Source organism: Pseudomonas sp. Eth.TT006, from assembly GCF_054456575.1.
In genome coordinates this window covers 170,880-195,099 of sequence record NZ_JBTJEN010000005.1, presented here as the reverse complement: position 1 = coordinate 195,099, position 24,220 = coordinate 170,880, and the positions used below count along the sequence as shown (strand labels likewise).

At 60.1% G+C, this 24,220-nt stretch carries 22 protein-coding genes; 11 read left to right on the top strand and 11 right to left on the bottom strand.

Annotation, left to right across the window (positions count from 1 at the left end):
- Positions 1-183: 183 nt before the first annotated feature.
- The 4 genes from ACXR0M_RS10395 to ACXR0M_RS10380 all read right to left on the bottom strand — a co-directional run bounded on the left by ACXR0M_RS10395 (position 184) and on the right by ACXR0M_RS10380 (position 5,844).
- Positions 184-852, bottom strand: a complete 669-nt coding sequence (locus ACXR0M_RS10395; protein ID WP_458831822.1) for a DsbA family protein — start codon at positions 850-852, stop codon at positions 184-186.
- A 281-nt stretch (positions 853-1,133) separates the two neighbouring features.
- Positions 1,134-1,346: a hypothetical protein gene (locus tag ACXR0M_RS10390; protein ID WP_458831821.1), complete on the bottom strand. Its 213-nt coding sequence runs from the start codon at positions 1,344-1,346 to the stop codon at positions 1,134-1,136.
- A 245-nt stretch (positions 1,347-1,591) separates the two neighbouring features.
- Complete coding sequence (gene aguA / locus ACXR0M_RS10385) at positions 1,592-2,698, bottom strand: agmatine deiminase (RefSeq protein WP_458831820.1); 1,107 nt, start codon at positions 2,696-2,698, stop codon at positions 1,592-1,594.
- A gap of 233 nt (positions 2,699-2,931) precedes the next feature.
- Entirely contained in the window at positions 2,932-5,844 is a 2,913-nt protein-coding gene (locus ACXR0M_RS10380) for an aminotransferase (protein ID WP_458831819.1), read from the bottom strand.
- A gap of 146 nt (positions 5,845-5,990) precedes the next feature.
- Here ACXR0M_RS10380 and rfbC point away from each other — a divergent pair, with 146 nt between their 5' ends.
- Genes rfbC through ACXR0M_RS10360 form a run of 4 tightly spaced genes read left to right on the top strand, consistent with a single transcriptional unit; the run spans position 5,991 to position 10,221 of the window.
- The gene (rfbC, locus tag ACXR0M_RS10375) at positions 5,991-6,536 is read left to right on the top strand and encodes a dTDP-4-dehydrorhamnose 3,5-epimerase (protein ID WP_458831818.1); all 546 of its coding nucleotides are present in this window, start codon (positions 5,991-5,993) and stop codon (positions 6,534-6,536) included.
- Between the two features lie 42 nt (positions 6,537-6,578).
- Positions 6,579-8,387 carry a sensor histidine kinase gene (locus ACXR0M_RS10370; RefSeq protein WP_458831817.1) on the top strand — a complete coding sequence of 603 codons (1,809 nt, stop codon included), beginning with the start codon at positions 6,579-6,581 and terminating at the stop codon, positions 8,385-8,387.
- A complete protein-coding gene (locus tag ACXR0M_RS10365; RefSeq protein WP_458831816.1) occupies positions 8,384-9,769 on the top strand; it encodes a sigma-54-dependent transcriptional regulator in 1,386 nt (461 codons plus the stop codon). Before ACXR0M_RS10370 ends, ACXR0M_RS10365 begins: the two co-directional genes overlap by 4 nt.
- The gene (locus tag ACXR0M_RS10360; protein ID WP_458831815.1) at positions 9,766-10,221 is read left to right on the top strand and encodes a thioesterase domain-containing protein; all 456 of its coding nucleotides are present in this window, start codon (positions 9,766-9,768) and stop codon (positions 10,219-10,221) included. Before ACXR0M_RS10365 ends, ACXR0M_RS10360 begins: the two co-directional genes overlap by 4 nt.
- A 147-nt stretch (positions 10,222-10,368) precedes the next feature.
- Here ACXR0M_RS10360 and cysQ read toward each other — a convergent pair whose 3' ends face one another.
- Complete coding sequence (gene cysQ, locus ACXR0M_RS10355) at positions 10,369-11,196, bottom strand: 3'(2'),5'-bisphosphate nucleotidase CysQ (RefSeq protein ID WP_458831814.1); 828 nt, start codon at positions 11,194-11,196, stop codon at positions 10,369-10,371.
- An 11-nt stretch (positions 11,197-11,207) separates the two neighbouring features.
- On the bottom strand, positions 11,208-11,774 hold the full coding sequence (gene nudE, locus ACXR0M_RS10350) for an ADP compounds hydrolase NudE (RefSeq protein ID WP_458831813.1): 567 nt from the start codon (positions 11,772-11,774) through the stop codon (positions 11,208-11,210).
- An 88-nt stretch (positions 11,775-11,862) separates the two neighbouring features.
- Between nudE and yrfG the strand changes: the two genes are divergently transcribed.
- Positions 11,863-12,525: a GMP/IMP nucleotidase gene (gene yrfG, locus ACXR0M_RS10345; protein WP_458831812.1), complete on the top strand. Its 663-nt coding sequence runs from the start codon at positions 11,863-11,865 to the stop codon at positions 12,523-12,525.
- Positions 12,526-12,627: 102 nt separating this feature from the next.
- Here the strand turns inward: yrfG and lysM are convergent, their stop codons facing one another.
- Entirely contained in the window at positions 12,628-13,068 is a 441-nt protein-coding gene (lysM, locus tag ACXR0M_RS10340; RefSeq protein ID WP_458831811.1) for a peptidoglycan-binding protein LysM, read from the bottom strand.
- A gap of 193 nt (positions 13,069-13,261) precedes the next feature.
- On the opposite strand from lysM, the gene fdhD reads away from it, so the two are divergent.
- From fdhD to ACXR0M_RS10325, 3 genes are all read left to right on the top strand, one after another.
- Positions 13,262-14,101 (top strand): formate dehydrogenase accessory sulfurtransferase FdhD, encoded by an 840-nt coding sequence (gene fdhD / locus ACXR0M_RS10335; RefSeq protein WP_458831810.1) that lies wholly within the window; start codon positions 13,262-13,264, stop codon positions 14,099-14,101.
- Positions 14,098-16,446 (top strand): FdhF/YdeP family oxidoreductase, encoded by a 2,349-nt coding sequence (locus ACXR0M_RS10330; RefSeq protein WP_458831809.1) that lies wholly within the window; start codon positions 14,098-14,100, stop codon positions 16,444-16,446. The genes fdhD and ACXR0M_RS10330 overlap by 4 nt, the downstream gene beginning before the upstream one ends.
- 290 nt (positions 16,447-16,736) lie before the next feature.
- The gene (locus ACXR0M_RS10325; RefSeq protein ID WP_458831808.1) at positions 16,737-17,216 is read left to right on the top strand and encodes a glycine zipper domain-containing protein; all 480 of its coding nucleotides are present in this window, start codon (positions 16,737-16,739) and stop codon (positions 17,214-17,216) included.
- A 64-nt stretch (positions 17,217-17,280) separates the two neighbouring features.
- Here ACXR0M_RS10325 and ACXR0M_RS10320 read toward each other — a convergent pair whose 3' ends face one another.
- The 4 genes from ACXR0M_RS10320 to ACXR0M_RS10305 form a co-directional block, all read right to left on the bottom strand.
- Complete coding sequence (locus ACXR0M_RS10320; RefSeq protein WP_458831807.1) at positions 17,281-17,712, bottom strand: acyl-CoA thioesterase; 432 nt, start codon at positions 17,710-17,712, stop codon at positions 17,281-17,283.
- Positions 17,713-17,743: 31 nt separating this feature from the next.
- Positions 17,744-18,967 (bottom strand): 3-hydroxyacyl-CoA dehydrogenase, encoded by a 1,224-nt coding sequence (locus ACXR0M_RS10315; protein ID WP_458831806.1) that lies wholly within the window; start codon positions 18,965-18,967, stop codon positions 17,744-17,746.
- Positions 18,968-19,189: 222 nt separating this feature from the next.
- Positions 19,190-21,118 (bottom strand): RecQ family ATP-dependent DNA helicase, encoded by a 1,929-nt coding sequence (locus tag ACXR0M_RS10310; protein ID WP_458831805.1) that lies wholly within the window; start codon positions 21,116-21,118, stop codon positions 19,190-19,192.
- 393 nt (positions 21,119-21,511) lie between these two features.
- Positions 21,512-22,015: a polysaccharide deacetylase gene (locus ACXR0M_RS10305; RefSeq protein ID WP_458831804.1), complete on the bottom strand. Its 504-nt coding sequence runs from the start codon at positions 22,013-22,015 to the stop codon at positions 21,512-21,514.
- 280 nt (positions 22,016-22,295) lie between these two features.
- On the opposite strand from ACXR0M_RS10305, the gene ACXR0M_RS10300 reads away from it, so the two are divergent.
- The 3 genes from ACXR0M_RS10300 (at position 22,296) to ACXR0M_RS10290 (ending at position 24,030) form a co-directional block, all read left to right on the top strand.
- Complete coding sequence (locus ACXR0M_RS10300; protein ID WP_458831803.1) at positions 22,296-22,583, top strand: hypothetical protein; 288 nt, start codon at positions 22,296-22,298, stop codon at positions 22,581-22,583.
- 95 nt (positions 22,584-22,678) lie between these two features.
- Positions 22,679-23,806, top strand: coding sequence for a lipase family protein (locus ACXR0M_RS10295; RefSeq protein WP_458831802.1), 1,128 nt, complete (start codon positions 22,679-22,681; stop codon positions 23,804-23,806).
- Between the two features lie 47 nt (positions 23,807-23,853).
- Complete coding sequence (locus tag ACXR0M_RS10290; RefSeq protein WP_458831801.1) at positions 23,854-24,030, top strand: antitoxin PaaA2 family protein; 177 nt, start codon at positions 23,854-23,856, stop codon at positions 24,028-24,030.
- Positions 24,031-24,220 lie beyond the last annotated feature (190 nt).

Genomic DNA, 24,220 nt, shown 5'->3' with positions numbered 1-24,220 from the left:
CGGGCCTTCTTATTATTTGAGTCATGGCGGTTAGTCACAGGCGTTGGGCCGAATCGTAGCCGCGCCCTCAATAATGTGTCAATTTCAAGAATCGTCTTTAAATAGCTGAAAATCGTCTAAAAAACGTAAATTTTGCGATAGCGCATTGCTCTGAAATACGCTTCGCCAGTGATTTCCGCGCGGTTACGCGCAGCCGTCCAGACCACACTGCGCGGGCGATCTAGCAGCCCCGTCAGCGGCACTCGCTTGCCCAAGCCAGTCAGCGAAGGCCTGCGGTTTACCCAGCCATGGGCTGATGTCGATCAAAGTGAATTGCCCGCCCTGTTCCAGTGCGAAGGTCGGAAATCCCTGTCCGCCGAGTCGGGCCAGCAATGCCCGGCTGGCTTTCACATGGGCCTGGGTATCAACGTCTTTAAACGCAGTCGCGAAAGCCTCCTGCGCGTAATCCATCTGTCCCGCGACGTCGAACAGCACAGACTCGTCGGCAATCCGCTGCCCTTCCACGTAATGCGCCGTCTGCAAGCGCCCGAGCATCTGCAGGCCGCGTCCATCGATAGCTTCTGCGGCCATCACTGCGGCAATGGGTGGCGTCGAGTCGAAAACCGCCGAGTGATCGCGCAGCAGACCTTCGAAATATGCCTCGCCAAACGGCTGATCGGTGTATTCAGCAATGCGCCGGTCGTGGGGCATGACGTAATTGCGCAATTGCGCTGAGACCTGCTGGCGGTTCGGTCCACTCATCATTCCGCCCGCATGAGCCACCACCGGCAACACTTGCTGCGCCGCCTGTACCAGCGGTTTGGCGCCGTAGCACCAGCCACACAATGGGTCATAGATGTAGTGAAGGACCATGGGAAAACTCCTGTCGCCAAGTAAGAAAATCGATGGCGGCAGACTATGCCTCTGCGCATTGGGGAAAAACGCCGGAATGGCTTTCAGACTGTTTCGTGAATCGGTCGAATGATCGCGGACCTGTAGGAGTGAGCCTGCTCGCGATGACTCTCCAACATTCAACAGATTCGTTGCCTGTTTCTCCGCTATCGCGAGCAAGCTCGCTCCTACAGTGGTTTTGTTTCGTGCATAAAAAAGCGCCGCCATCCCGGCAGCGCTTTTACCAATCCCTGTTGTTTTTCTTATCCTTCCATCACAGCCCACAACGCTTCCAGTTCGGCCTCGCTGAACAGGCCAGCGGGATAGCGCTCGATCATCATCCGGCGCGGATCAGGTTCCCTGATCTGACGCGTTCCGTTGGATTTCAAAAAGTGCGCGACAATCTGGAGCGATTCTCCGGTTACGACCATGGGATGCAAAGTCCGCTCGCTGACTACGTTCACTTCGGCGTTCATTTCAGCGCTCTCTCCCCGTTAGTGAGCGGCTACGTTATCCAAGGTATATGACAGAACTGTTGAAGTTCCCTTCCCTCCCTAGTGCACTTCGTTCGATACAAGAGCTATGCCAAGGCGTCCGAATTTTCGACCAGCGGATACAAACAAGCCCGCGGTCCAACAGGGCCGCGGGCTTGTTCATTTCAATAGCGAGCTGATTTTCGCTCCGCCGATTTATCAATCAACTCAAGCTGTTACGTCTTAACTCACTCTTTGTGCGGCGCGGGTTGCTGTTGGGTAAGGCAGTGGATATTGCCGCCGCCCAGTAACAGTTCACGACCAGGCACCATCACCACTTCGTGCTGCGGGAACAGCTTCTGCAGGATTTCCCGCGCCGGTGCATCCATCGGATCGTCGAAGCTTGGCGCGATGATGCCGCCGTTGACGATCAGGAAGTTCACGTAGGAGCCCGCCAGACGCACGGACGGGTTGCGCTCCTGCGTACCATCGACCGGATCGACACCGGCGCACTCTTCTTCGGTGGCGTACAGCGGCCCCGGAATCGGCATCTTGTGCACCGTGAACGGGCGACCCTTGGCGTCGGTGCTGCTTTGCAGCACGTTCATTGCCGCCTGGCAGCGCGGGTAGTTCGGATCCTGCGGATCATCGGTCCACGCCAGCAGCACTTCGCCCGGACGCACGTAGCAGCAGAAGTTATCCACATGGCCGTCGGTTTCGTCGTTGAACAGGCCATCCGGCAGCCAGATGATCTTATCCACCGACAGATTGTCGCGCAGTACCGCTTCAATCTGGTCGCGGTTCAGGTGCGGGTTGCGGTTGTGATTGAGCAGGCACTCTTCGGTGGTGATCAGCGTGCCTTCGCCGTCGACGTGAATCGAACCGCCCTCGAGCACAAAACCTTCGGTGCGATAACGCGGGCTGCGCTCGATTTCGAGGATCTTGCCGCCGACCTGCAAATCGCGGTTCCACGGCGAATACAGACCGCCTTCAAAACCGCCCCAGGAATTGAAGTCCCAGTTCACACCGCGCACTTCGCCGCTGTTGTTGATCACGAATGTCGGGCCGGTATCCCGTACCCAGGCATCATCGCTGGACATCTCGACCACACGAATATTCGGCACATCGAGGCGCGCGCGGGCGTTTTCGTACTGACCAGCCGACACGGCAACGGTCACCGGTTCAAAACGGGCGATGGCCTTGGCCACGGCAACATGCGCGGCCTGTGCCGGCTTGCCACCCAGGCGCCAGTTGTCCGGGCGCTCGGGCCAGATCATCCAGGTCTGGGTCTGCGGCGCCCACTCGGCCGGCATATAGAAGCCATCGTCACGCGGTGTGCTTTTCAAAGTGGTCATCGGATCAGGACTCCTGGGAACCATCGAGAGGGTTTCAATGCAATGGCGACTTTATAACCGATAAATATCGGCGTTAAAAGCCAATAGCCAACCTCTTATCTAAAATCACGCAAATATCATCGATATAAATCCGATTCCATGTAGGAGCTGCCGCAGGCTGCGATCTTTTGATCTGGCTTTTCAAAGAAAAAGTCAAAAGATCGCAGCCTGCGGCAGCTCCTACAGGGTCCGGGTTAGAGACCTTCCTGAAGCACCTGGTCCAGCATGTCGACAAAGAAGTCCACACTGCGGCGCGAGGTGACCATTGGCGGTTTGATCTTGAGAATGTTCAGGCCATCGCCGGTCGGCTGCATAAAGATCCCCAATTCGCGCAGACGATCGCACAACAACATGGTTTCCTCTGTCGCCGGCTCCAGCGTTTCACGATTGCGGATCAGCTCCAGGCCCAGATAGAACCCGGATCCGTGCACGGCCCCCACCAGCGGATGTTTATCGATCAAGGCTTGCAGACGCGCCTTGAAATGGCCGCCGACGACCTGGGCATTTTCCCAGAGCTTTTCCTCTTCCATCACATCCAGCACCGCCATGCCGATCTGGCAACTCACCGGGCTGCCGCCGGCAGACGAGAAGAAATAGCCTTCGGCTTCCAGCGCTTCGGCGATTTCCCGGCGGGTAATGACCGCGCCGAGTGGCTGACCGTTGCCCATGCCCTTGGCCATGGTGATGATGTCCGGCACCACGCCCTGCTCTTCGAAACCCCAGAAAAAGTGGCCCATGCGCCCATAACCGACCTGCACTTCGTCGGCGATGCACACCCCGCCCTGCGCCCGCACCAGCGCATAGACCTGCTTCAGATAGTTCGGCGGCAGCGAGATACCGCCGGCATTGCCATATACCGGTTCACAGATGAACCCGGCCAGTTGCCGTTGCTGCGCGGCGATATGCGCCAGTTGCGCTTCGACGCTGCGCACATAGTCCGACGCAGAATCAGGGCCGCGGAATTCGCCGCGATACGTATTCGGCGCGGTCACCGGATGCACCCAGTCTGGACGGCTTTCCAGCGCACGCGGGTTGTCGGCCACCGAGGTGGAGACCGCGTCGGCACCGACCGTCCAGCCGTGATAGGCCTCCAGCACGCTGAGCATGTCGCGGCTGCCGCTGTAGGCCCAGGCCAGACGGATCGCCAGGTCGTTGGCCTCGCTGCCGCTATTGACCAGAAACACCCGATCCATGCCTTCCGGCGCCAGTTTCAGCAAGCGTTCGGAGAACTCCGCCACCGCCGCGTAGTTGAAACGTGAGTTGGTGTTGAGCAGCGACCACTGCCGTGCCGCGACCTGCGCCATGCGCGGATGGCCATGGCCGAGCACCGCAACGTTGTTGAGCATGTCGAGATAGGAACGGCCCTGCATGTCGATCAGGTGATTGCGCCAGCCACGCTCGATGCGTGGCGGGTCGACGTAATAGTGTTTTTGCGTGCGGGCGAAGCTCGCGTCACGCCGTTCGAGCAAGGTTTTGCCGTCCAGCTCCGGCTCGGCATCGCAGGCCAGACACAGCAGCGCCGCGGGTGACGGGCACAACGCCTGCCACGCTGGCGCACGCGAGGGGCTGCAGAACAACGGCGCGTCCAACGCAGCTACCCGGCTCAATTGCACTTTCAACGGCCCGCCGACCGAACCCAGCACCTGACCTTTGACCAGCGCCGCGCCGCCGTGCAAAGAGGTACTCACGCCCCACAGGCGCACACTGAGCTGCGGCCCGTCGAGTTGCAGCACACCGTCCGCCGCGTGATGCAGGACGCCGGCAAATGGCGCTTCCACGGCTGTGCCCTGCGGCACGCGCAACTCGACGTGCAGCGGGAAAGTCTCAGGCTCGACGGCGGTGTCCACGCGCGTCTGTGACAAGCGATATTGCCCGTAACGACTCGCCGCCAGGCCATGCGCGGCGGCGGCCTGCGTCAACAGTTGCTGATCGATGCCGTCCTGCTCCCAGTTGCCCGCCTCGAAATGCGGACTGAGCACCCCCAGATCGATCAACGCAAACTCGCGCCCGACCAACTCTGGCAACAGCGGCGCGAAACCTTCGCTGTCGATGGCCGGCAGAGACTGACCGGTCGCCGTCAGAATCGCCGCTTCCATCAAGGCCTGCGGCACGGACGTGGCGACACGGAAGATTTCCCACTCGTGCGTGAGGTTGTCGCGGCTGTAGGTATTACCAGGATCGATGCTCACCTGCTGCTCGCCACTGAGCACCAGCACCGCCGCCCGCGCGACAATCAATGGCCACAGCGCCAGCAGTTCTGCGGGTTGCAGCGGATTGACCGCGTGATATGCCTGCACCGCCGGCAGAATGACAAACGGATCGCCTGCCGCATGGTGCAGCAACGCGGCGCAGGTCACCGACAGATCGGTGATCCGCCAGGTGCGGATCAGGTCGCCGAAATCAATCACGCCCTGCAATTGCCAATGGCGCTGGGCATCCCGTTGCCAGACCACGTTATCGTCGGTGATGTCCATGTGGATCGCCTGCACCGGCAGTTTGTTGAGCAACGGCTGCAAACGGCGTTCGGCCTGTGCGGCGGCGTCAGCGATCAAGGTGCGCTGATGCGCGTCCTTGATCACCGGCAGTAAATGGCTGATCAGCGCACTGGCGTGGCGCGCGTCCCATTGCAGAATGCGTTCAAGCCCCGGGTGATCGAAACCGCTCAGCGCCAGATCCATTTCACCGCAGAGCCGGCCAAACCCCGCCACCACGTCATGGCCAAGGTGATCCAGATGGGTCAGCGACTGGCCTTCGATGTAATCGAGCAGACGGACATGCACCGTTTCGCCATCGGCCAACAGCGTCAACAGGTCTTCACCGTTACTGGCCGCGATCACGCGCGGCACATGGACGGTCGAATGCGCGGTGAGGTAGTTGAGGCCGGCGTGCTGCGCCTGCAACTCCAGCAGCGAATAGTCGCCACGGCAGATTTTCATCACGAAGCGCCCGCGCTCACTGTCGACCCTAAAGTTCAGGTCCTGCTGACTGCCCAGCGCCTGCAACGTGCCGCTGAGCCCGTAATGCTCCGCCAGCCACTCTCGGGCCAGCGCCTCGGAGACTTTCGGGCTGGGCAAACGGGTGCGATGGATCAACGTGGCGAGCGACATGAAACGACCCCTGAAATTTTATTAGGCGCCTATATCGCCATTGCTACAGAGGATGCGCAACCCCCGATTGCGCTTATTCAAGCGCTCGCATCCTCCGGCGCTTTGCGCAAGAATGTCGGTCATTCACCTCTATCCGGAAAAACCTCATGAATGTAATCACCACCGATCTGCCCGGTGTTCTGATCATCGAACCCAAGGTATTTGGTGACGAGCGCGGCTACTTCTACGAGAGCTTCAACGCCAAGGCATTCCGGGATGCGACGGGGCTGGACACCCAATTCGTGCAGGACAACCATTCGCGCTCGCAGAAAGGCGTGCTGCGTGGCCTGCATTACCAACTGCAGAACACCCAAGGCAAACTGGTGCGGGTAACCGCTGGTGAAGTGCTCGACGTCGCCGTGGACATCCGCCGCAGTTCGCCGCATTTCGGCAAATGGGTTGCGGTGCGCCTGTCGGCTGACAACCATCGCCAACTGTGGGTGCCAGAAGGTTTTGCACATGGTTTTGTGGTGCTGAGCGAGTTCGCCGAATTCCTCTACAAGACCACCAACTATTACGATCCATCGTCCGAGCGCAGCATTCGCTGGGACGACCCTGCTCTGGGCATCGACTGGCAACTGGACGAAGCGCCAAAGCTGTCGGCCAAGGATCAGGTCGGTGCACTGTTCAAGGACGCTGACGTCTTCGCCTGAGCCTGGGCATAATGCGCCTGTTCACTCAGGCGCATCCGGCTCATGAAACCGACTCTTCCCCGCAGACCTCGCTGGCGCAGCCTCGCCCTGTTGGCGCTGTGCCTGGCACCGCTGCTGTGGCCGCTGGAACATCTGGCCGAACGTTATTACCGCAGTGAACTGGCCGGGCAAAATCGCCAGACCCTCGATCTCTACGTCGCCAACCTGCTTGGCACGCTGCACCGTTACGAAGTGCTGCCGCAGATTCTCGGCGACCTGCCGGCCCTGCGCGCTGTGCTCGGCGCACCGGACGACGGCGTCAGCCAAGGCAACGCCAATCGCCTGCTGAAAAACATCGCGGCGCAGACCGGCGCCGAAGTCATGTACCTGATGGACACCAGCGGCCAGACCCTGGCGGCGTCGAACTGGGACAAACATGACAGTTTCGTCGGGCGCAATTTCGCTTTCCGTCCGTATTTCAGTGAAGCCATGGCCGGACGTCTCGGACGTTTCTTCGGCCTCGGTACCACCTCGGCCAAGCGTGGTTACTTTTTCGCCGCCGCCGTGCGCAATGGCGAAAAAATCATTGGTGTGCTGGTGATCAAGGTCGACCTCGACCATACCGAAAGCCTGTGGGGCAAGACCCCGGAACAGCTGCTGGTGACTGATCACAACGGCGTGGTCATCCTCACTTCGCGCCCGGAATGGCGCTTCCGTTCGACCCGCATCTTGAGCGACAGCGAGCGCTCGGCGATCACCGCCATCCTGCCCTACCCGACCCGCGAGCCGCGCCCGCTGAATCTCAGCCCCGACGCCTGGCTGACGCAGACCGTGAACATTGCCGAAACCGGCTGGAGCGTCAGCATCCTTGCCCCGCGCACGCTGATCGATCGCCCGGTGCGCACCGTTGTCGCGATCGGCGGTGCCACGCTGTTGGTGGTGATGCTGTTGCTGGGGCTGATGATGCAGCGCCGCCGGCATTACCTGGAGCGCATCGCCTTCGAAGCCAAGGCCCGCCGTGAACTGGAAGGTCGGGTAGCCGAGCGCACCAGTGACCTGGAAGGCCTCAACCGGCGCCTCAAGCAGGAAGTGCTGGAGCGTGAACAGGCCCAGCAGGAATTGGTGCGCGCGCAGGATGATCTGGTCCAGGCCGGCAAACTCTCGGCACTGGGCACCATGTCGGCGAGCATCAGCCACGAACTCAATCAGCCGCTGGCGGCGATTCGCAGCTACGCGGAAAACGCCGAAGTGCTGCTCGATCACCAACGCACCGACGATGCTCGCGGCAACCTCAAACTGATCAGCGAACTGACCGGGCGCATGGCCTCGATCATCGCCCATTTGCGCGCCTTCGCCCGCCGCGATCGGCATGCCCCGGAAAGCGTCGCCCTGCAACCGGCGCTGGACGATGCGCTGGCGCTTCTGGCCAAACGTCGACGCAGTATGGAAGTCGAGCTGATCCGCGATCTGCCGGCCGCGACCTTGTGGGTCGAAGCCGGGGAAACCCGTCTGCGCCAGGTGCTCGGCAACCTGCTGGCCAACGCTCTTGATGCACTCACCGAAAAAGGTCCGCCGCGCAAACTGTGGCTGAGTGCCGAATCCATCGCCGACGGCGTCAATCTGTACATTCGCGACAACGGCCCGGGGTTCTGCATGGAAGCCCTTGGCCGCGCCAGCGAGCCCTTCTACACCACCAAGACCCGCACTCAGGGCCTCGGACTGGGGCTGGCAATTTGCGAAACCCTGATGCGCGCCTTCGGTGGTGAACTGTCGTTCGCCAACCACAAGCAAGGCGGCGCCTTGATCACCCTGCGGTTGCGCGCCGGCGCACCCGGGGTCAGCCTGCAACCGCCCGAGGATCGAAGTGCATGACCATCGACAATCGCATTCAGGTGGTGTTGATCGACGACGATCCGCACCTGCGTCAGGCCCTCGGCCAGACCCTGGACCTGGCGGGCCTGAAAATCCTTTCGTTGTCCGAAGCCAAGGGACTCGCCGGACAACTGGAGCGTGACTGGCCCGGCGTGGTGGTCAGTGACATCCGCATGCCGGGTATGGACGGCCTCGAACTGTTGAGCGAGTTGCACGCGCAGGATCCGGAGTTGCCGGTGCTACTGATCACCGGCCACGGCGACGTGCCACTGGCGGTCCAGGCGATGCGTGCCGGCGCTTATGACTTCCTGGAAAAACCGTTCGCCAGTGACGCGCTGCTCGATAGCGTGCGCCGCGCTTTGGCCCTGCGCCGCCTGGTGCTGGACAACCGCAGCCTGCGCCTGGCCTTGAGCGATCGCAATGAATTAAGCGCGCGGCTGGTCGGCCATTCGGCGCCGATGTTGCGCCTTCGCGAGCAGATCGGCGCACTGGCGGCGACCAAGGCTGACGTGCTGATTCTCGGTGAAACCGGCGCCGGCAAAGAGGTCGTGGCCCGTGCGCTGCACGACTTGTCGAGCCGGCGTAACGGCCCGTTCGTGGCAATCAACGCCGGGGCGCTGGCCGAATCGGTGGTCGAAAGCGAACTGTTCGGGCATGAGCCGGGCGCCTTCACCGGCGCGCAGAAACGCCGGATCGGCAAGTTCGAATTCGCCAACGGCGGCACGTTGTTCCTCGATGAAATCGAAAGCATGAGCATGGACGTGCAGGTGAAACTGCTGCGCATGTTGCAAGAGCGGGTGGTCGAGCGGCTGGGTGGCAATCAGTTGATCCCGCTGGACATTCGCGTCATCGCCGCGACCAAGGAAGACCTGCGCCAGGCGGCTGATCAAGGACGCTTCCGCGCCGACTTGTATTACCGCCTCAACGTCGCACCGCTGCGCATTCCGCCACTGCGCGAACGCGGCGAAGATGCACTGGTGTTGTTCCAGCATTACGCCGATGAAGCCAGCGCTCGCCATGGTTTACCGCCGCATGAACTGCAACCGGCGCAACGCGCGGTGCTGCTGCGTCACACCTGGCCGGGCAACGTGCGCGAACTGCAGAACGCCGCCGAGCGTTTCGCCCTTGGCCTGGAACTGGCGCTGGATAACAGTGGCGTCGAAGGTGGCGGCACCACTGTGGAAGTCATCAGCGGCGGCCTCAGTGAGCAAGTGGAAAACTTTGAAAAATCCTTGATCGCCGCCGAGCTGGCACGCCCGCACAGCTCGGTGCGCAGCCTCGCCGAAGCCCTGGGCATTCCGCGCAAAACCCTGCATGACAAACTGCGCAAGCACGGCTTGAGCTTCGCCGACAGCAACGCCCACGGAGATGAAGCCGAATGAACCGCGACAGCCGTTATCTGGAATCGGTTCTGCATCACGACATTCCGCTGACCCGCGAGATGGGCCTCAAAGTCCTCGACTGGCACGAGCAACAACTGAGCCTGCACCTGCCGCTGGCGCCCAACGTCAATCACAAGAGCACCATGTTCGGCGGCAGCCTTTACTGCGGCGCAGTGCTGTCGGGTTGGGGCTGGCTGCATTTGCGCCTGAAAGAGCAAGGCATCGAAGACGGACACATCGTGATTCAGGAAGGCCAGATCAGCTATCCGCTACCGGTGACCGGCGATGCCACGGCGATTTGCCCGGCGCCACCGGCAGCGGTGTGGAAAAAATTTGTGGCGATGTATCAACGCTACGGGCGGGCGCGGTTGACGCTTGAGACGCGGATCGTCAATACCGGTAGTGATGAGGATGCGGTCACGTTCAGCGGGCAATACGTTTTGCACCGCTGAGTCTTCAGTGATGCACCATTCACTTGTGGCGAGGGGATTTATCCCCGATCGACTGCGCAGCAGTCGCGATTCGTGTCGTACATGGATTGGGACCGCTACGCAGTCCATCGGGGATAAATCCCCTCGCCACAATGCGCTGTGCATGACTCAGGAGCGCGCCAATTCCAACAGTCTCGACCGCCAAGCCGCCTTCGCCGGCAACGCCAAAAAGAACTCATTCAGTAACGATTCACGCGCGGGATAACAGAACGCCTCACCCCGCAGATCCAGCACCTCGCCACCCGCGCCCTCAAGCACACCTTGCGCCGCCGCCGTGTCCCACTGCGAAGTCGGCGCCAGCCGTGGATAACAATCCGCCGCCCCTTCCGCCAACAGGCAGAACTTCAGGGAGCTGCCGATGTTCGCCAGTTGCAGCTCGCCCAGGCTGGCACTGAGCCCCGCGAGCAAACGCTCCTGCTCCGGGCTGGAATGCCGACGACTGGCCACCACGGTGAACGCTTGACCCGGCGCGAGCACATCCCGCACCTGGATCGCGACCGGCGTTGCGCCCTGGTCGCCGCGCCATGCGCCAAGTCCGGCACCGCCGACATAGAACCGGCCATTGGTCGGCATCGACACCACGCCAAATACCACCCGACCGTTTTCGATCAGGGCGATGTTGACGGTGTACTCTTCGCTGCCACTGATGAACTCCTTGGTGCCATCCAGCGGATCCACCAGCCACCAGCGCTGCCACCCGGCGCGCACACTCTGTGGGATGTTGGCGTCTTCTTCGGACAGGATCGGAATGCTCGAGTCCAGCGCAGTCAACCCGGCAACAATCACGTTGTGTGCGGCGATGTCCGCGGCCGTCACCGGGGAATCATCGGACTTCGCGGTGACTTCAACACCGACGCGCCAGAATGGCAGGATCGCCTCGCCAGCGCGCAATGCCAGCTCAACCACCGGCGCCATCAACGGATGGGGATAATTCATCGACGTCTCACTCATGCCTGAAAGAACCCGCGTTGTGTCAGCAGATCGCGAGTCAGGTACAACGCTGCCAAGGCGCGCCCTTCGGAAAATTGCGGGTTTTGCGCCAGCGCAGACAGCTCTCTCAGGTTGACCTTGTCGACCCGCATCGGCTCCGGCTCGTCGCCCTCCAGACGTTCTTCGTAGAGATCGGTGGCCAGCACCACCTGGATCTTCTGGCTCATGTAACCGGGCGACAGCGACAGCTCGGTCAGATGTTCCAGCTGGCGAGCGCCGAACCCGGCCTCTTCCTTGAGCTCGCGCTCGGCCGCCGCCAGCACGTCCTCGCCCGGCTCGATCAAGCCTTTGGGCAGGGACAGTTCGTACTCATCGGTGCCGCCACAGTATTCCTCGACCAGCACCGCGTGCTCGTTATCGAGCATGGCCACGATCATCACCGCGCCATATCCCGCACCCTTGCCGACCAGACGCTCGTAGGTGCGCTCCACGCCATTGGAAAAACGCAGCTTCAGTTCTTCGACGCAAAACAGGCGACTGGTGGCGACAATCTCGCGGGCGAGTACAGTGGGTTTCTGGCGCATGCAAAGCTCCTTGGCGTGAACGCGCTACTATAACGCGGCTTTCCCGATTGTTTGTGTCGGATATCTTTCTACCGCTCGAGACGTTGCCATGCCTTCTTTACCCTGGTCTGACATCGATACCGTCCTGCTGGACATGGACGGTACCCTGCTGGACCTGCATTTCGACAACCATTTCTGGCTGGAACATCTGCCGCAACGCTACGCCGAATTGCACGGGGTGAGCCGGGCCATGGCCGACATGGAATTGCAGCCGCTGTTCGAGCGCCACGCCGGTCAGTTGCAGTGGTACTGCCTGGATTTCTGGAGCAGCGAACTGCAGCTTTCGGTGCGTGAACTGAAGCTGGAAACCGCGCACCTGATCGCCCTGCGCCCGGATGCCGACACCTTTCTGCAAGCGATCAAAAACGCCGGCAAACGAGTGATCATGATCACCAACGCCCACCGCGATTCGCTATCGTTGAAACTGGAGCGGATCGAGCTGGCGCCGTATTTCGAACGGCTGATCAGCTCCCACGATTACGGTTTCCCCAAAGAGAACCCGCAGTTCTGGGAGGCCTTGCAGGCGGATATCGGGTTTGATCCGGTGCGCAGTCTGTTCATTGATGACACCTTGCCGATCCTGCGCAGTGCACGGAACTTTGGCGTAGCGCACCTGCTGGCGGTCAAGGAGCCGGACAGCCGCAAAGGGCCGAAGGACACCGCCGAGTTTGCAGCAGTTGAGGATTATCGCGAGTTGATCGCAGGCCTTTGATTACAACTGTAGGAGCTGCCGCAGGCTGCGATCTTTTGATCTTGTTTTTAATAATCAAAGTCAAAAGATCGCAACCTGCGGCAGCTCCTACAGAGTTTTGTGTTACTTCGGAATACGCAGCTTCTGCCCTGGATAAATCTTGTTCACATCCTTGAGCATCGGTTTGTTGGCTTCGAAGATTTTCTGGTATTGGTTGGCGTTGCCGTAAACCCGCAACGAGATCGCACTGAGCGTGTCCCCGGCTTTGACTTCAACAAACTCGGCAGCCACTACCACCGGACCGGTCACGGTGATCTGATCATCAACGCTGCCTACACCGGCAATGTTACCCACCGCCAGAAGAATCTTTTCTTTCTCCTCCTGGCTCGCCACTTCACCGGTGACCGTGACCTTGTCGCCGTCCACGGTGGCTTGAACATTCGGATTGCCCAAGCCGACCTTGCTGATATGTTCCTTCAACTGCTCGCTGGCATTGGCGTTGCCCGGGGTCAGCAGGTCGATCAATTTTTCGCCGGCCTCTTTCACAAAGCTTAAAAGACTCATTGCGCACACTCCTTGATTTGGGTTCCAGACGTCAAAGCCTAGACCACGCCATACACACGCGGTTCCAGACCGACCAATGACCTTGAATTGCAGAACCTTCATCGACGGCGTCTATCATTAGATCGACAGTAACGATTAGACGCGACAAGTTGCCGCGCCTAGGCTTAACGTTGATCAATCCGTCGGTGATGCCATGAACGCCAAGCGCCCGGCCTGCGCGGCGCCTGCACTCGAAACGCCTGCGCCCGCCGCCAGCCAGACCTACAGCTACAGCGATCTGCCCCTCGTGGAATCGGCCAGCACCGCGCTCGCCGAGGAAGTCGCGCTGGCGATTGCCTACAACGGTATCAGCCAGGCGGTGATGCTGGTGACCCCGACCGACCTCGAAGACTTCATCGTCGGCTTCAGCCTCGGCAGCGGCATCATCGAGGACCCCAGCGACATCTATGACCTGCAGTTGACCGGCGCAGGCTCCGCGCAATACGCGCAAGTGACCATCGCCAACCGCGCCTTCTGGAATCTCAAGCAACAACGTCGGCAACTGGCCGGCACCAGCGGCTGTGGGTTGTGCGGAGTTGAAGCAGTCGAGCAAGCGTTACCCGATCTGAACGTCCTTCCCGGCGCACCCTTGCCGCCTGCTGCATGGCTCGACGGCCTGCGCCAGCGCATCGGCGCGTTTCAGCCACTCGGCCAGCATTGCGGCGCAGTTCATGCGGCAGTGTTCATGAACGCCAGCGGTGAATTGCTGCTGGGCCGCGAAGACATCGGCCGACACAACGCCCTCGACAAACTGATCGGCGGCCTGATCCGCCAGAAGATAGCCACAGACGGCGGCCTGGCAATCGTCACCAGCCGTTGCAGCCTCGAATTGATCCAGAAAGTCCTGCGCGCTGGCATCCAGACCCTGGTCAGCCTGTCCGCACCTACCGGCCTTGCCGTGCAATGGGCCCGGCGCCACAACCTCAATCTCATCCACCTGCCGCAGAAGAATGCGCCGCGGGTCTACAGCCCAGCGATGGAGAACCAAGCGTGAGCCAACATCATCAAGCCGACCAGAAACCCGTCCCGCGCTACAAGCCCTACAAGGGTCCTGCCGGCGGCTGGGGCGCCCTGATCAGCGTGGCCCAGGCCTGGTTGACCAGCGACAACGCGCTGAAAAACCTGCGCATGATGCTCAAGACCAACCAGAACGGCGGCTTCGACTGCCCGGGTTGCGCCTGGGGCGACTCGCCGGAAAGCGGCATGGTCAAGTTCTGCGAGAACGGCGCCAAAGCGGTGAACTGGGAAGCGACCAAGCGCCGGGTGGACGGCAAATTCTTCGCCAAGCACAGCGTCACCTCGTTGCTGGAGCAGAGCGACTACTGGCTGGAATATCAGGGCCGCCTGACCGAGCCAATGGTCTACGACGCCCAGACCGACCGCTACAAGCCGATCGCCTGGGACGATGCCTTCGCCCTGATCGGCAAGCACCTGCGAGCGCTGTCGAGTCCGGACCAGGCCGAGTTCTACACCTCGGGTCGTGCCAGCAACGAAGCGGCGTATCTGTACCAACTGTTCGTGCGCGCTTTCGGCACCAACAATTTCCCCGACTGCTCGAACATGTGCCATGAGGCCAGCGGTGTGGCCCTGGCGCAGAGTGTTGGCGTCGGCAAAGGCACCGTGACCTTCGACGATTTCGAACACGCCGATGCGATTTTCGTCTGGGGCCAGAACCCCGGCACCAACCACCCACGGATGCTCGAACCACTGCGCGAAGCGGTGAAACGTGGCGCGCAAGTGGTGTGCATCAACCCGCTGAAAGAGCGCGGTCTGGAGCGCTTCCAGCATCCACAACATCCGCTGGAAATGCTCACCAACGGCGACAAGCCGACCAACACCGCGTATTTCCGTCCGGCGCTGGGCGGCGACATGGCGCTGCTGCGCGGCATGGCCAAGTTCCTGCTGCAGTGGGAGCGCGATGCGCAGAAAGCGGGTGAGCCGGCGGTGTTCGATCATGACTTCCTCAACGCCCACAGCGCCAACGTGCTGGAGTATCTGGGCGTGGTGGATGACACGCCGTGGGAGCAGATCATCGAGCAATCCGGACTGACGCTGGTCGAGATCGAACAAGCCGCGCGCATGTACGCCAAGGGCAAGAACGTGATCATGTGCTGGGCGATGGGCATCACCCAGCATCGTCATTCGGTGCCGACCATTCAGGAAATCGCCAACCTGATGCTGCTGCGCGGCAACATCGGCAAGCCTGGCGCCGGCCTGTGCCCGGTGCGCGGCCACAGTAACGTGCAGGGCGACCGCACCATGGGCATCAACGAGCGGCCGCCAGTGGCGTTTCTCGATTCGCTGGAGCGGCGCTTCCAGTTCAAGGTGCCGCGTGAAAACGGGCACAACGTGGTCGAGGCGATTCACGCCATGGCCGAAGGCCGCGCCAAGGTCTTCATCGGTCTGGGCGGCAACTTCGCCCAGGCCACGCCGGACAGCCCGCGCACCTTCGCGGCGCTGAGCAACTGCGACCTCACCGTGCAGATCAGCACCAAGCTCAACCGCAGCCACCTGGCCCACGGTAAAGACGCCTTGATCCTGCCGTGCCTGGGCCGGACCGACATCGACATCCAGTCCGAAGGCCCGCAAGCGGTCACCGTGGAAGACTCGTTCAGCATGGTCCACGCCTCCAACGGCCAGTTGCAGCCACTGTCGAACCAGATGCGCTCGGAGCCGGCGATTATCGCCGGGATCGCCGCCGCCACGCTGGGCAGCAAACCGGTGGACTGGAACTGGCTGGTGGCCGATTACGGGCGCATTCGTGAGCTGATCGCCGACACCATCCCGAACTTCAAAGACTTCAATGAGAAGATCAAGAATCCGGGCGGCTTCTACCTCGGCAACAGCGCCGGCGCCCGCAAGTGGAACACCCCGTCGGGCCGCGCCAATTTCCGCGCCAACCAATTGCCCAAGGATCTGGTGCACGAACGCACCCGTGCCACCGGGCAACTGCCGGACCTGATCCTGCAATCGATGCGCTCCCACGATCAGTACAACACCACGATCTATGGCCTTGATGACCGTTATCGCGGGGTCAAAGGCCAGCGCGACGTGCTGTTCGCCAACGAGGCCGACATCATTCGCCTGGGCTTCCGTCCGGGGCAGAAGGCCGACATCGTGTCGCTGTGGGACGATGGCCGTGAGCGTCGGGTAAAGGGCTTCACCTTGTTGGCGTTCGATATTCCGGCAGGGCAGGCAGCGGCGTATTACCCCGAAGTGAACCCGCTGGTGCCGCTGGAGAGCACCGGGGATGGCAGCCATACACCGACGTCGAAGTTCATTGCGATCCGCCTGGAAGCGGCGAGCGAGACTGGGCTGATCATGGCTAAATCTGCTTAATTGAAAATCAAAAGATCGCAGCCTGCGCCAGCTCCTACATCGATCCCTGTAGGAGCTGGCGCAGGCTGCGATCTTTTCGCTTGTGCTTTTCAAACGCCCACAAAAAAGGCCGCTTTTTCACAAAAGCGGCCTGTCCGAAGTAGCTAAAGACCGGCGAAAATCGCTTAAGTTCCGCATACAAAACAGTAACTTGCAAAATTGTATACAGGTCGTGCTATTCGTCGGATTTCGATTGTCAGCCTTGTTACACGGCCTCAGGATCGGCGCCGTCATCCCTTTGAGGCTCCTCTATGAAGTTCTCCTCGATTCTCTTGTTGTCCCTTGGCCTGGTCAGTGGCTTCGCTTCTGCCGGAGGCACCACCGAAGCAGGTGTGGGCGGCGCATTGGGCGGGGTTCTTGGCTCGGTCGTCGGTCAGTCTTTAGGCGGCAGCACAGGTTCAACCATTGGCGCGGCCCTGGGCGGCGCGGGTGGTAGTGCGGTTGGCGCCAACAAGCATAGCCGTGGCGAAGCAGCCATCGGTGGTGCACTGGGCGCAGCCGGCGGTAACGTGGTCGGCCGCAGCATGGGCGGCACCACCGGCAGCCTGATTGGCGCTGCCGCAGGTGGCGGCGCCGGTGGCGCACTGGGTAACTACATGGGTAACGAAAGCAATCGCGAAGACCGCCATTACGATCGTGGCCGCGATGATCGTCGCTACTACCGCGACCGTCACCCGGGCCGTGGCCACGCTTATGGTCACCGCAAGCATCACCGTTACTACCGCGACTGAGGCCTGACCTCGTTGCCGGTACAGCCAGATCGCAGCTCCCCCGAGCTGCGATTTTTTTTGCCGGTCAAATCGCGAGTCGCTCCAGTGCCGCGCGCAAACCTGCCGGGATCGCCACCGGCTGGTTCGATGCACGATCAACGAATACATGCACAAAGCGCCCCGCCGCGCAGGCTTCCTGCTCGCCAGCCTTGAACACCGCAAGTTCGTATTGCACTGAACTGTTGCCCAGTTTGCCGACCCGCAAACCCACTTCGATCAGGTCCGGAAAGGCAATCGAGGCGAAATAGTCGCAAGCCGAACTGACGACAAACCCCACCACCTCGCCATTGTGGATATCCAGGCCACCCACCTGAATCAGGTAGGTGTTCACTGCCGTGTCGAAGAAGCTGTAGTAGGTAACGTTGTTGACGTGGCCGTAGGCATCGTTGTCATGCCAACGGGTGGTAATCGGCTGGAAATGCGGGTAATCGGCGCGTTGCGGCATCGGGTTGGACATCAGTGTCGATTCCTTGAGTTATCTGCCCAGTCTAAAGGTAAAAACCCTTGCCTCGTGCCGCCAACTCGCCGATCAATTGTGCCGGCCGCCATTGATCACCCTGCCGGGTCTCCAGCGCCAGCAGGCGTTTATGAATGTCTGCCAGACCCTGATCATCCGCCCAGGCCATCGGCCCGCCTCGCTCTGCCGGAAAACCATAGCCATTTAGGTACACCTGATCGATGTCATGCGCCGACTCGGCGATGCCTTCCTGCAGAATCTTTGCGCCCTCGTTGACCAACGCCAGGAGACAGCGCTCAAGGATCTCCTCGGACCCGATCTCACGGCGATGAAACCCCAGACCTTGGCTGACGCTCAACACCAGCGCATCGACCTCAGGATCATGCTCGGCCTGACGACTGCCCGGCTCATAGTGGTAATAACCGTTGCCGGACTTCTGCCCGAAGCGACCCAGCTCACACAGGCGGTTGTCCACCTGAACCTCTGGCGCATCCTGCCCTTCGCCGGCCAGCTCGCGAGCGCGCCATTCCAGATCGATCCCGACGACGTCATACATTCGGAACGGCCCCATGGCGAAGCCGAACCCTTGCAGCACTGCATCAACCTGCTGTGGATAAGCGCCTTCGAGCAGCATCTTGCGCGCCTCCAGCACATACGGATGCAGCATGCGGTTGCCGATAAAACCGTGACAGTTGCCCGACACTACGCTGACCTTGCCCATGCGTTTGCCCAAGGCCAGTGCGGCCTCCAGAACTGCAGGCGAGGTCTGCGCGCCGCGAACGACTTCCAGTAGCTTCATGATGTGCGCAGGGCTGAAGAAATGCAGGCCAAGCACTTGCGTTGGACGTCTGGTGACAGCGGCAATCGCGTCGATATCCAGCGCCGAGGTGTTGCTCGCCAACAACGCTTCAGGCCTGAGCAGGCCATCCAGTTCGCGAAAGATCTGTTGCTTGAGTTCAAGGTTTTCGTACACCGCTTCGATTACCAGATCGACATTACGGATCGCCGGGTAATCCGCCGCGGCGCTGATCCGGGCAATCCGTGCATCCGCTTCGGTCCGGTCAATCCGACCCTGGCGTACGTTGTGGGCATAAGTGTCCGCGACTGTCTGCAGTGCCTGTTCAAGCATCTGTGGATTGTTATCCACCCATTGCACGGCGATGCCGGCATTGGCCAGGCACATGACAATCCCGCGACCCATGGTGCCCGCGCCGATCACGGCGGCTTGCTGAATATCGAAAGCTGTCTGGCTCATGTTGTTCTCTTGTTGGCGATCCGAAGACAGCCTTCACCATAGTCAGGCCTTGGGTGTTTTTGAAGTTTATTACCGTGATGAGTGATATTCAGCGGATGGATAAAGCCCACATCGTGCAGGAGCTGCCGAAGGCTGCGATCTTTGTTTCTGGGTTTTGACGCGCACCGTTGTTTTTGAAAATCAAAATCAAAAGATCGCAGCCTTCGGCAGCTCCTACAGGGGTCAGAGGTGTTCTTGGCTCCAGCTGCGGACTAGGGCGTAGGGATACTCCTCCAGCGCCGCATACCCGGAGATCGTCCGTGCCTTCAGCTTTGTGAACAGCGGCACGCTGATCCCGCAGAGAAAGCGCGTCAGGCGCTCGGCAGTCGCTGCACTGCCAGTGTGCTGTTCATGCCTGTGGATAAAATCACTGCATAACGCCGCAAAGTTTTCATCCACAAGCGCTGGCAACTCCGGAGGAGGCGGCAAGTGCGCCACCTCCCCGTTACACACCGAACAGTGCCCGCAGCGCTCGGGCGCATTGTGGTCGCCGAAGTATTCGGCCAGGCGATAGCCCAGGCAGCGCTCGGTGGCGAACAACTCGAGCATCGCGTGAATCCGGGTGATTTCCGCCTGTTCATGCCGGGTGAAGTATTCGTGCAACTCAGCGCCCAAAGCAGCGCTGTCGAAATCGCTGCACAGCACGTTGTAGACCTCGGTCATCTGCTTGCTCTCAAGCTCGACCCAGCCCTTCTCCTGGAAGTAATCCAGCGCCTTGACCACCCGGCTGCGTTCAGCCGAATACTGCGTGTACATCGCTTCGAAATTCACCGTGGCCCAGGTCCGTGCACGGCTCGATGTCTGGATAATGGCCGCGACAAAATCCCTGCGCTCACCCTCGAAACGTTCGAGCAGCGCCTCCGGCTCCAGCAGGTATTTGAACCGGTATTCGGCGTAATACGCATAGCGCGGCGCGATCAAGCTGCGCAGTTCCAGTTGCACCAGCAGCGTCTTCAACGGCAGCGCGCGAATGTTGCTCTGATCGGCCAGCGGTCCGAGCAGAAACTCCCACTGCCCCTCAGGCGCGGCGGCCTGCATTTCCTCCAGCACGCAACGAATCCCCTCAAGCTCCGGAGTATCGCCGTAGACGAAGTTTTCCAGCACGCTGAGGCTGTCACGGTTGGCCAGTACCAGACAGTCCGAGGGCTGCCCGTCGCGCCCGGCACGGCCGATTTCCTGACTGTAGTTTTCGATGGATTTGGGCAGGTCGAAATGCACCACGTTGCGGATGTCGCTCTTGTCGATGCCCATGCCGAAGGCAATGGTGGCGACGATGCAATTGGATTGCCCGGCCATGAAACGCTTCTGGATTGCCTCGCGCTGATCGTTGGGCAAACCGGCGTGATAAGCCTCGGCCTGAATGCCGTTTCGTTCCAGATGCTCCGCGATGTGTTCGGCGGTTTTCTGCAGGGTGACGTAGACGATGCTCGGCTGGCCTGGACGCTCGCTCATCCACTGCACCAGACGCCGGCGTTTGTCCTGGCCGCGAACCGGTTCCACCAGCAGGTTGAGGTTGGGCCGATAGAAACCGGTGGTCACCACATCCGCTTCGGCGACGGCGAACCTGGCCTGCATGTCGGCAATCACTTTCGGTGTGGCCGTGGCTGTCAGCAGCAAGGTTTGCGGGATGTTGAACTGGCGCTGGTAGTCCGGCAGCTTCAGGTAGTCAGGACGGAAGTTGTGACCCCATTCCGAGATGCAGTGGGCCTCGTCGACCACCAGCAGCGAAATCGGCACCTGCTGCAAGAAGTGGCGAAAGCGCTCGTTCTTCAAGCGCTCCACCGAGATCATCAGAATCTTCAAATCACCCGAACGGGCACGCGTCATGACGTCATTGGCGTCATCACGGCTTTGCGCCGAATCGATGCTGCCGGCACTGATGCCGTGACGCTTGAGGAAGGCCAGTTGATCCTGCATCAGCGCCAGCAGCGGCGACACCACCAGAGTCAGGTGTGGCAGCAACAATGCCGGTACTTGATAGCACAACGACTTACCGGAACCAGTGGGAAAAATCGCTGCCGCCGAGCGCCCGGCCAGTACGGCACTTATCGCCGCTTCCTGTCCGGGTCGAAACTGTGGATAACCGAAAACCTGTTCCAGGGTGTGGTACATGCGCTGTCACTCCGTTGACCGCTGTGATGCCAACAGCCTAGCGGGCGATCGCAGCGCGTCGAGAAAAGGACGGGGTCAATTCGATACGGGATGATACAGCGCCGGGCTGGGTGCCACCGGATCAACAAAGGAAACAATTTGCTGCTCGCAGGCCTGACAGCAACGAAGGTAACGTGCACCGCAGCCACGAAACGAGCGTCGCGCCAGGACGGCCGACCCATGTGGATCAACTCAAGGAATGAACATGCCCGCCAGACCGAAATCCCTCGTCATCCTCACTCTCGCATCGCTGTTGCTGGGAGGATGCATGCAAGTGCCCGATGATCTTCCGCCGCTCGCAATGTGCGCCACCGCAGATCAGGTGGCCACCACGTGAGTTTGGGTTACGGCCGGCTATGGACGTAGCACGGCCACCCGAAGTTGCGCATTCAATTCCTGCTCATGCACGCCCCGACTCCTGCTTGCCCACTGTGCATGGGCCGGACTGATGTCGCCGGTGAACGCTGCTGCCAGTTGCCGCAGATCCGCTACGCTGCGTACTCGCGGACAGAACAGCTGTTCGTCACAGTCCCGACTGGCATTGCGATAGACGCTGAGCAAACGATCCCACAGCCCCTCGCGCACCTGGCGAACCGACTTGAGCTGCACATGCGGCACACCCAACTGCCGTTGCAGCCCACCCTCATCCAGCGCTTCGCTCGCCAACAGAGCCTTGGCGAATATCAATACCTCGGCGCGTGACGCGGTATCGATGCTGGCCTGACTGGAAAGTGCATCGGGCCAGCCGGTGCGCTGCAGGTCGACAAATATCCAGCCGTTGCCAGGATCAGAGGCCCCAGCCAAACGGCAACCACTGGCCCATAGCAATAAAATCGAGGCCATTCTTAGCCACTGCATACTCAATTCCCTTCAAGCGCGTATCGGACGTTTGGAAACGCCCTACAGATTCTGGCGCGCACAATACAGAGGTTTCCCATGAAACGCCTGTGAATTGCGTGGGAAATGTCGGCGCTAAGGGTTTCACCTCGAAAAAGCCAGGAAATCATGTAGGGCAAATGCCCGAATCCCGGAAAAACCCCTACGAACTCTGTCCATCGCGGTGCTCTTGTGACGCCTCGCCACGCACTTCTATAGTGGCCGGCGCGGCTGAACGACTTCGCACAGGACACGCCTCACCATGAATATGCACGACCCGCTGCCCCCTCGTTTTCATCCCCTCAAAAGCAACTACAACGATCATCCGGTACTGACCATCGATACCCAGGCCAGTCATGGCGATCTGCTCGACGCGGCGCATCAACGTCTGCGTGCCGCCAGCGATTTGCTGGAGACTCTTTACTGTTTGTGTTTCAAACAGGCCGATGTCAAAGACATCCCTAATATCGTCAACGCCTTGTATTTATTGACTCAAGACGGCTGTGAAATTCTCGAAGTGGCAAAACTACAACTTTCAAATCACTCGTAAGTCTTGTATGCACAAACAACGCAACAACTAATAGCTTTAAATCAATAATATTCAGAACTAGCCTGCTTGCTCTTACATTCATCAAGAGCAGTATCATGACCACACTAACTATTTTCTTTTGCGGCACCGGCTCCACCAAGTTCGATACAACCAATGCCAACTACTGGAACGGCGAACTGGTATCCACCCTCGCTTCGCACCACGCTGGCCGCGAGTTCGCGGAATGGATTGTGATCGATGGACCCGGTACCAGTAACCTGCAAGCTGATGAGCTGTTCACCAAGTCCTCCGACTATGGCCTCAGCGGCACGCTGTTCGGCAAGGGCTGGGAGGAAAACGTGCTGCATGCGATGAACATCATCAAAGGCAAATGCGACTGGGAACGCAAGCAACTGACCGAAGCGGAATACAACCGCCTGAAAGCCGCCGGCATTCCCATAGAAGATGTTAAAGCCGAAGGCTCCTGGTTCTGGCGCAACTACAACTACGGCGAACGCAGCATCACCCAACAGAAGTTGCAGGAGCAAATCATCAAGACATTCCGCAAAGACGGCATTCTTCCAACCAAAGTGAATCTGGTCGGTTGGAGCCGTGGCGGTATCAGTTGCCACATGCTGGCCAACGCGATGTTTAAAGACAGTGCCTTGAAGAACATTCCGGTAAATATCTTCGCCATTGACCCGGTACCCGGCATCGGCAACTTCCAGGCACATCGCGTCAAACTCAATGCCAACGTCAAAGAGTATGTCGGTTTCTACGCCCGCGATGAGCGCTCGAAAGGCTTCAGCTGTGTCATTCCGCAAACCGCCACCGGCACCAAAACCAGCATCTTCCCCATACCCGGCCGTCACGCCACCCTGGTCGGTAACGCTTCTGCCGACGGCAACAGTGGTCCAAAAGTGCTGGCCGAACCCGGCCTCATCGTCCGCCACTTTGCCGAGGTCTGCCTGAAACGCTGGGGCACCGCCCTCGAAAAGAACCTCAACCTCACCGACGCCGACCTTCGCAACCACACCGCCGCCATCGTCAACGCCGCAGCGAAATACAAGGCCATGGAAAAGTGCTCCTACACCTGGTTCACCGAGCTGGATCAAGGCGAGCGCTACGTTTCGCTGGGCAGCAAAGGCGTGCCGTTCTCGACGGTGAAAGGCACGATCTACACTCCGGCGACCGGGCTGACTACGAGTGTGCTGGATGTTGAAGGGTATCGGGCGATTCGTTGAGACGGGGCTGGCAACAGGCGTAAACGCAATCACGGGAGAGTTAAACGATGGATATATTCACTGACGGAATTGAACCTCACTACGACGAGGAGAGCTACAAAGAATGGATCACTCGGCAAGTTCGGAAAAGCATTGATGATCCCCGGCCAAGCATCCCCGATGAAGAGTCGAGACGCTTGATGGCGGCGAAACGTGAACTGTTGAGAACACGCAAAAATCCGTAGGAATGAGCCTATTGGATCTTCGTCCGCGTCCTACATGAAGTGATGCCTTATCGGCTATCGCCGTTTGTTAGCTCAAATCTATAGTCGTGACTGTCGCTGCCAAATCAGCGACTCGGGTTTGGTCACCTGAAAATTAGAGAGAAACTTCGCATGCCCTTGTATGCTTGCCGCCTGATTCATGCGGCACGCT

Excerpts from the sequence above, each read along its gene's own strand:
- ACXR0M_RS10395 (WP_458831822.1), bottom strand. The coding sequence starts at position 852 with ATGGTCCTTCACTACATCTATGACCCATTGTGTGGCTGGTGCTACGGC.
- ACXR0M_RS10390 (WP_458831821.1), bottom strand. The coding sequence starts at position 1,346 with ATGAACGCCGAAGTGAACGTAGTCAGCGAGCGGACTTTGCATCCCATG.
- aguA (WP_458831820.1), bottom strand. The coding sequence starts at position 2,698 with ATGACCACTTTGAAAAGCACACCGCGTGACGATGGCTTCTATATGCCG.
- ACXR0M_RS10380 (WP_458831819.1), bottom strand. The coding sequence starts at position 5,844 with ATGTCGCTCGCCACGTTGATCCATCGCACCCGTTTGCCCAGCCCGAAA.
- rfbC (WP_458831818.1), top strand. The coding sequence starts at position 5,991 with ATGAATGTAATCACCACCGATCTGCCCGGTGTTCTGATCATCGAACCC.
- ACXR0M_RS10370 (WP_458831817.1), top strand. The coding sequence starts at position 6,579 with ATGAAACCGACTCTTCCCCGCAGACCTCGCTGGCGCAGCCTCGCCCTG.
- ACXR0M_RS10365 (WP_458831816.1), top strand. The coding sequence starts at position 8,384 with ATGACCATCGACAATCGCATTCAGGTGGTGTTGATCGACGACGATCCG.
- ACXR0M_RS10360 (WP_458831815.1), top strand. The coding sequence starts at position 9,766 with ATGAACCGCGACAGCCGTTATCTGGAATCGGTTCTGCATCACGACATT.
- cysQ (WP_458831814.1), bottom strand. The coding sequence starts at position 11,196 with ATGAATTATCCCCATCCGTTGATGGCGCCGGTGGTTGAGCTGGCATTG.
- nudE (WP_458831813.1), bottom strand. The coding sequence starts at position 11,774 with ATGCGCCAGAAACCCACTGTACTCGCCCGCGAGATTGTCGCCACCAGT.
- yrfG (WP_458831812.1), top strand. The coding sequence starts at position 11,863 with ATGCCTTCTTTACCCTGGTCTGACATCGATACCGTCCTGCTGGACATG.
- lysM (WP_458831811.1), bottom strand. The coding sequence starts at position 13,068 with ATGAGTCTTTTAAGCTTTGTGAAAGAGGCCGGCGAAAAATTGATCGAC.
- fdhD (WP_458831810.1), top strand. The coding sequence starts at position 13,262 with ATGAACGCCAAGCGCCCGGCCTGCGCGGCGCCTGCACTCGAAACGCCT.
- ACXR0M_RS10325 (WP_458831808.1), top strand. The coding sequence starts at position 16,737 with ATGAAGTTCTCCTCGATTCTCTTGTTGTCCCTTGGCCTGGTCAGTGGC.
- ACXR0M_RS10320 (WP_458831807.1), bottom strand. The coding sequence starts at position 17,712 with ATGTCCAACCCGATGCCGCAACGCGCCGATTACCCGCATTTCCAGCCG.
- ACXR0M_RS10315 (WP_458831806.1), bottom strand. The coding sequence starts at position 18,967 with ATGAGCCAGACAGCTTTCGATATTCAGCAAGCCGCCGTGATCGGCGCG.
- ACXR0M_RS10310 (WP_458831805.1), bottom strand. The coding sequence starts at position 21,118 with ATGTACCACACCCTGGAACAGGTTTTCGGTTATCCACAGTTTCGACCC.
- ACXR0M_RS10305 (WP_458831804.1), bottom strand. The coding sequence starts at position 22,015 with ATGCAGTGGCTAAGAATGGCCTCGATTTTATTGCTATGGGCCAGTGGT.
- ACXR0M_RS10300 (WP_458831803.1), top strand. The coding sequence starts at position 22,296 with ATGAATATGCACGACCCGCTGCCCCCTCGTTTTCATCCCCTCAAAAGC.
- ACXR0M_RS10295 (WP_458831802.1), top strand. The coding sequence starts at position 22,679 with ATGACCACACTAACTATTTTCTTTTGCGGCACCGGCTCCACCAAGTTC.
- ACXR0M_RS10290 (WP_458831801.1), top strand. The coding sequence starts at position 23,854 with ATGGATATATTCACTGACGGAATTGAACCTCACTACGACGAGGAGAGC.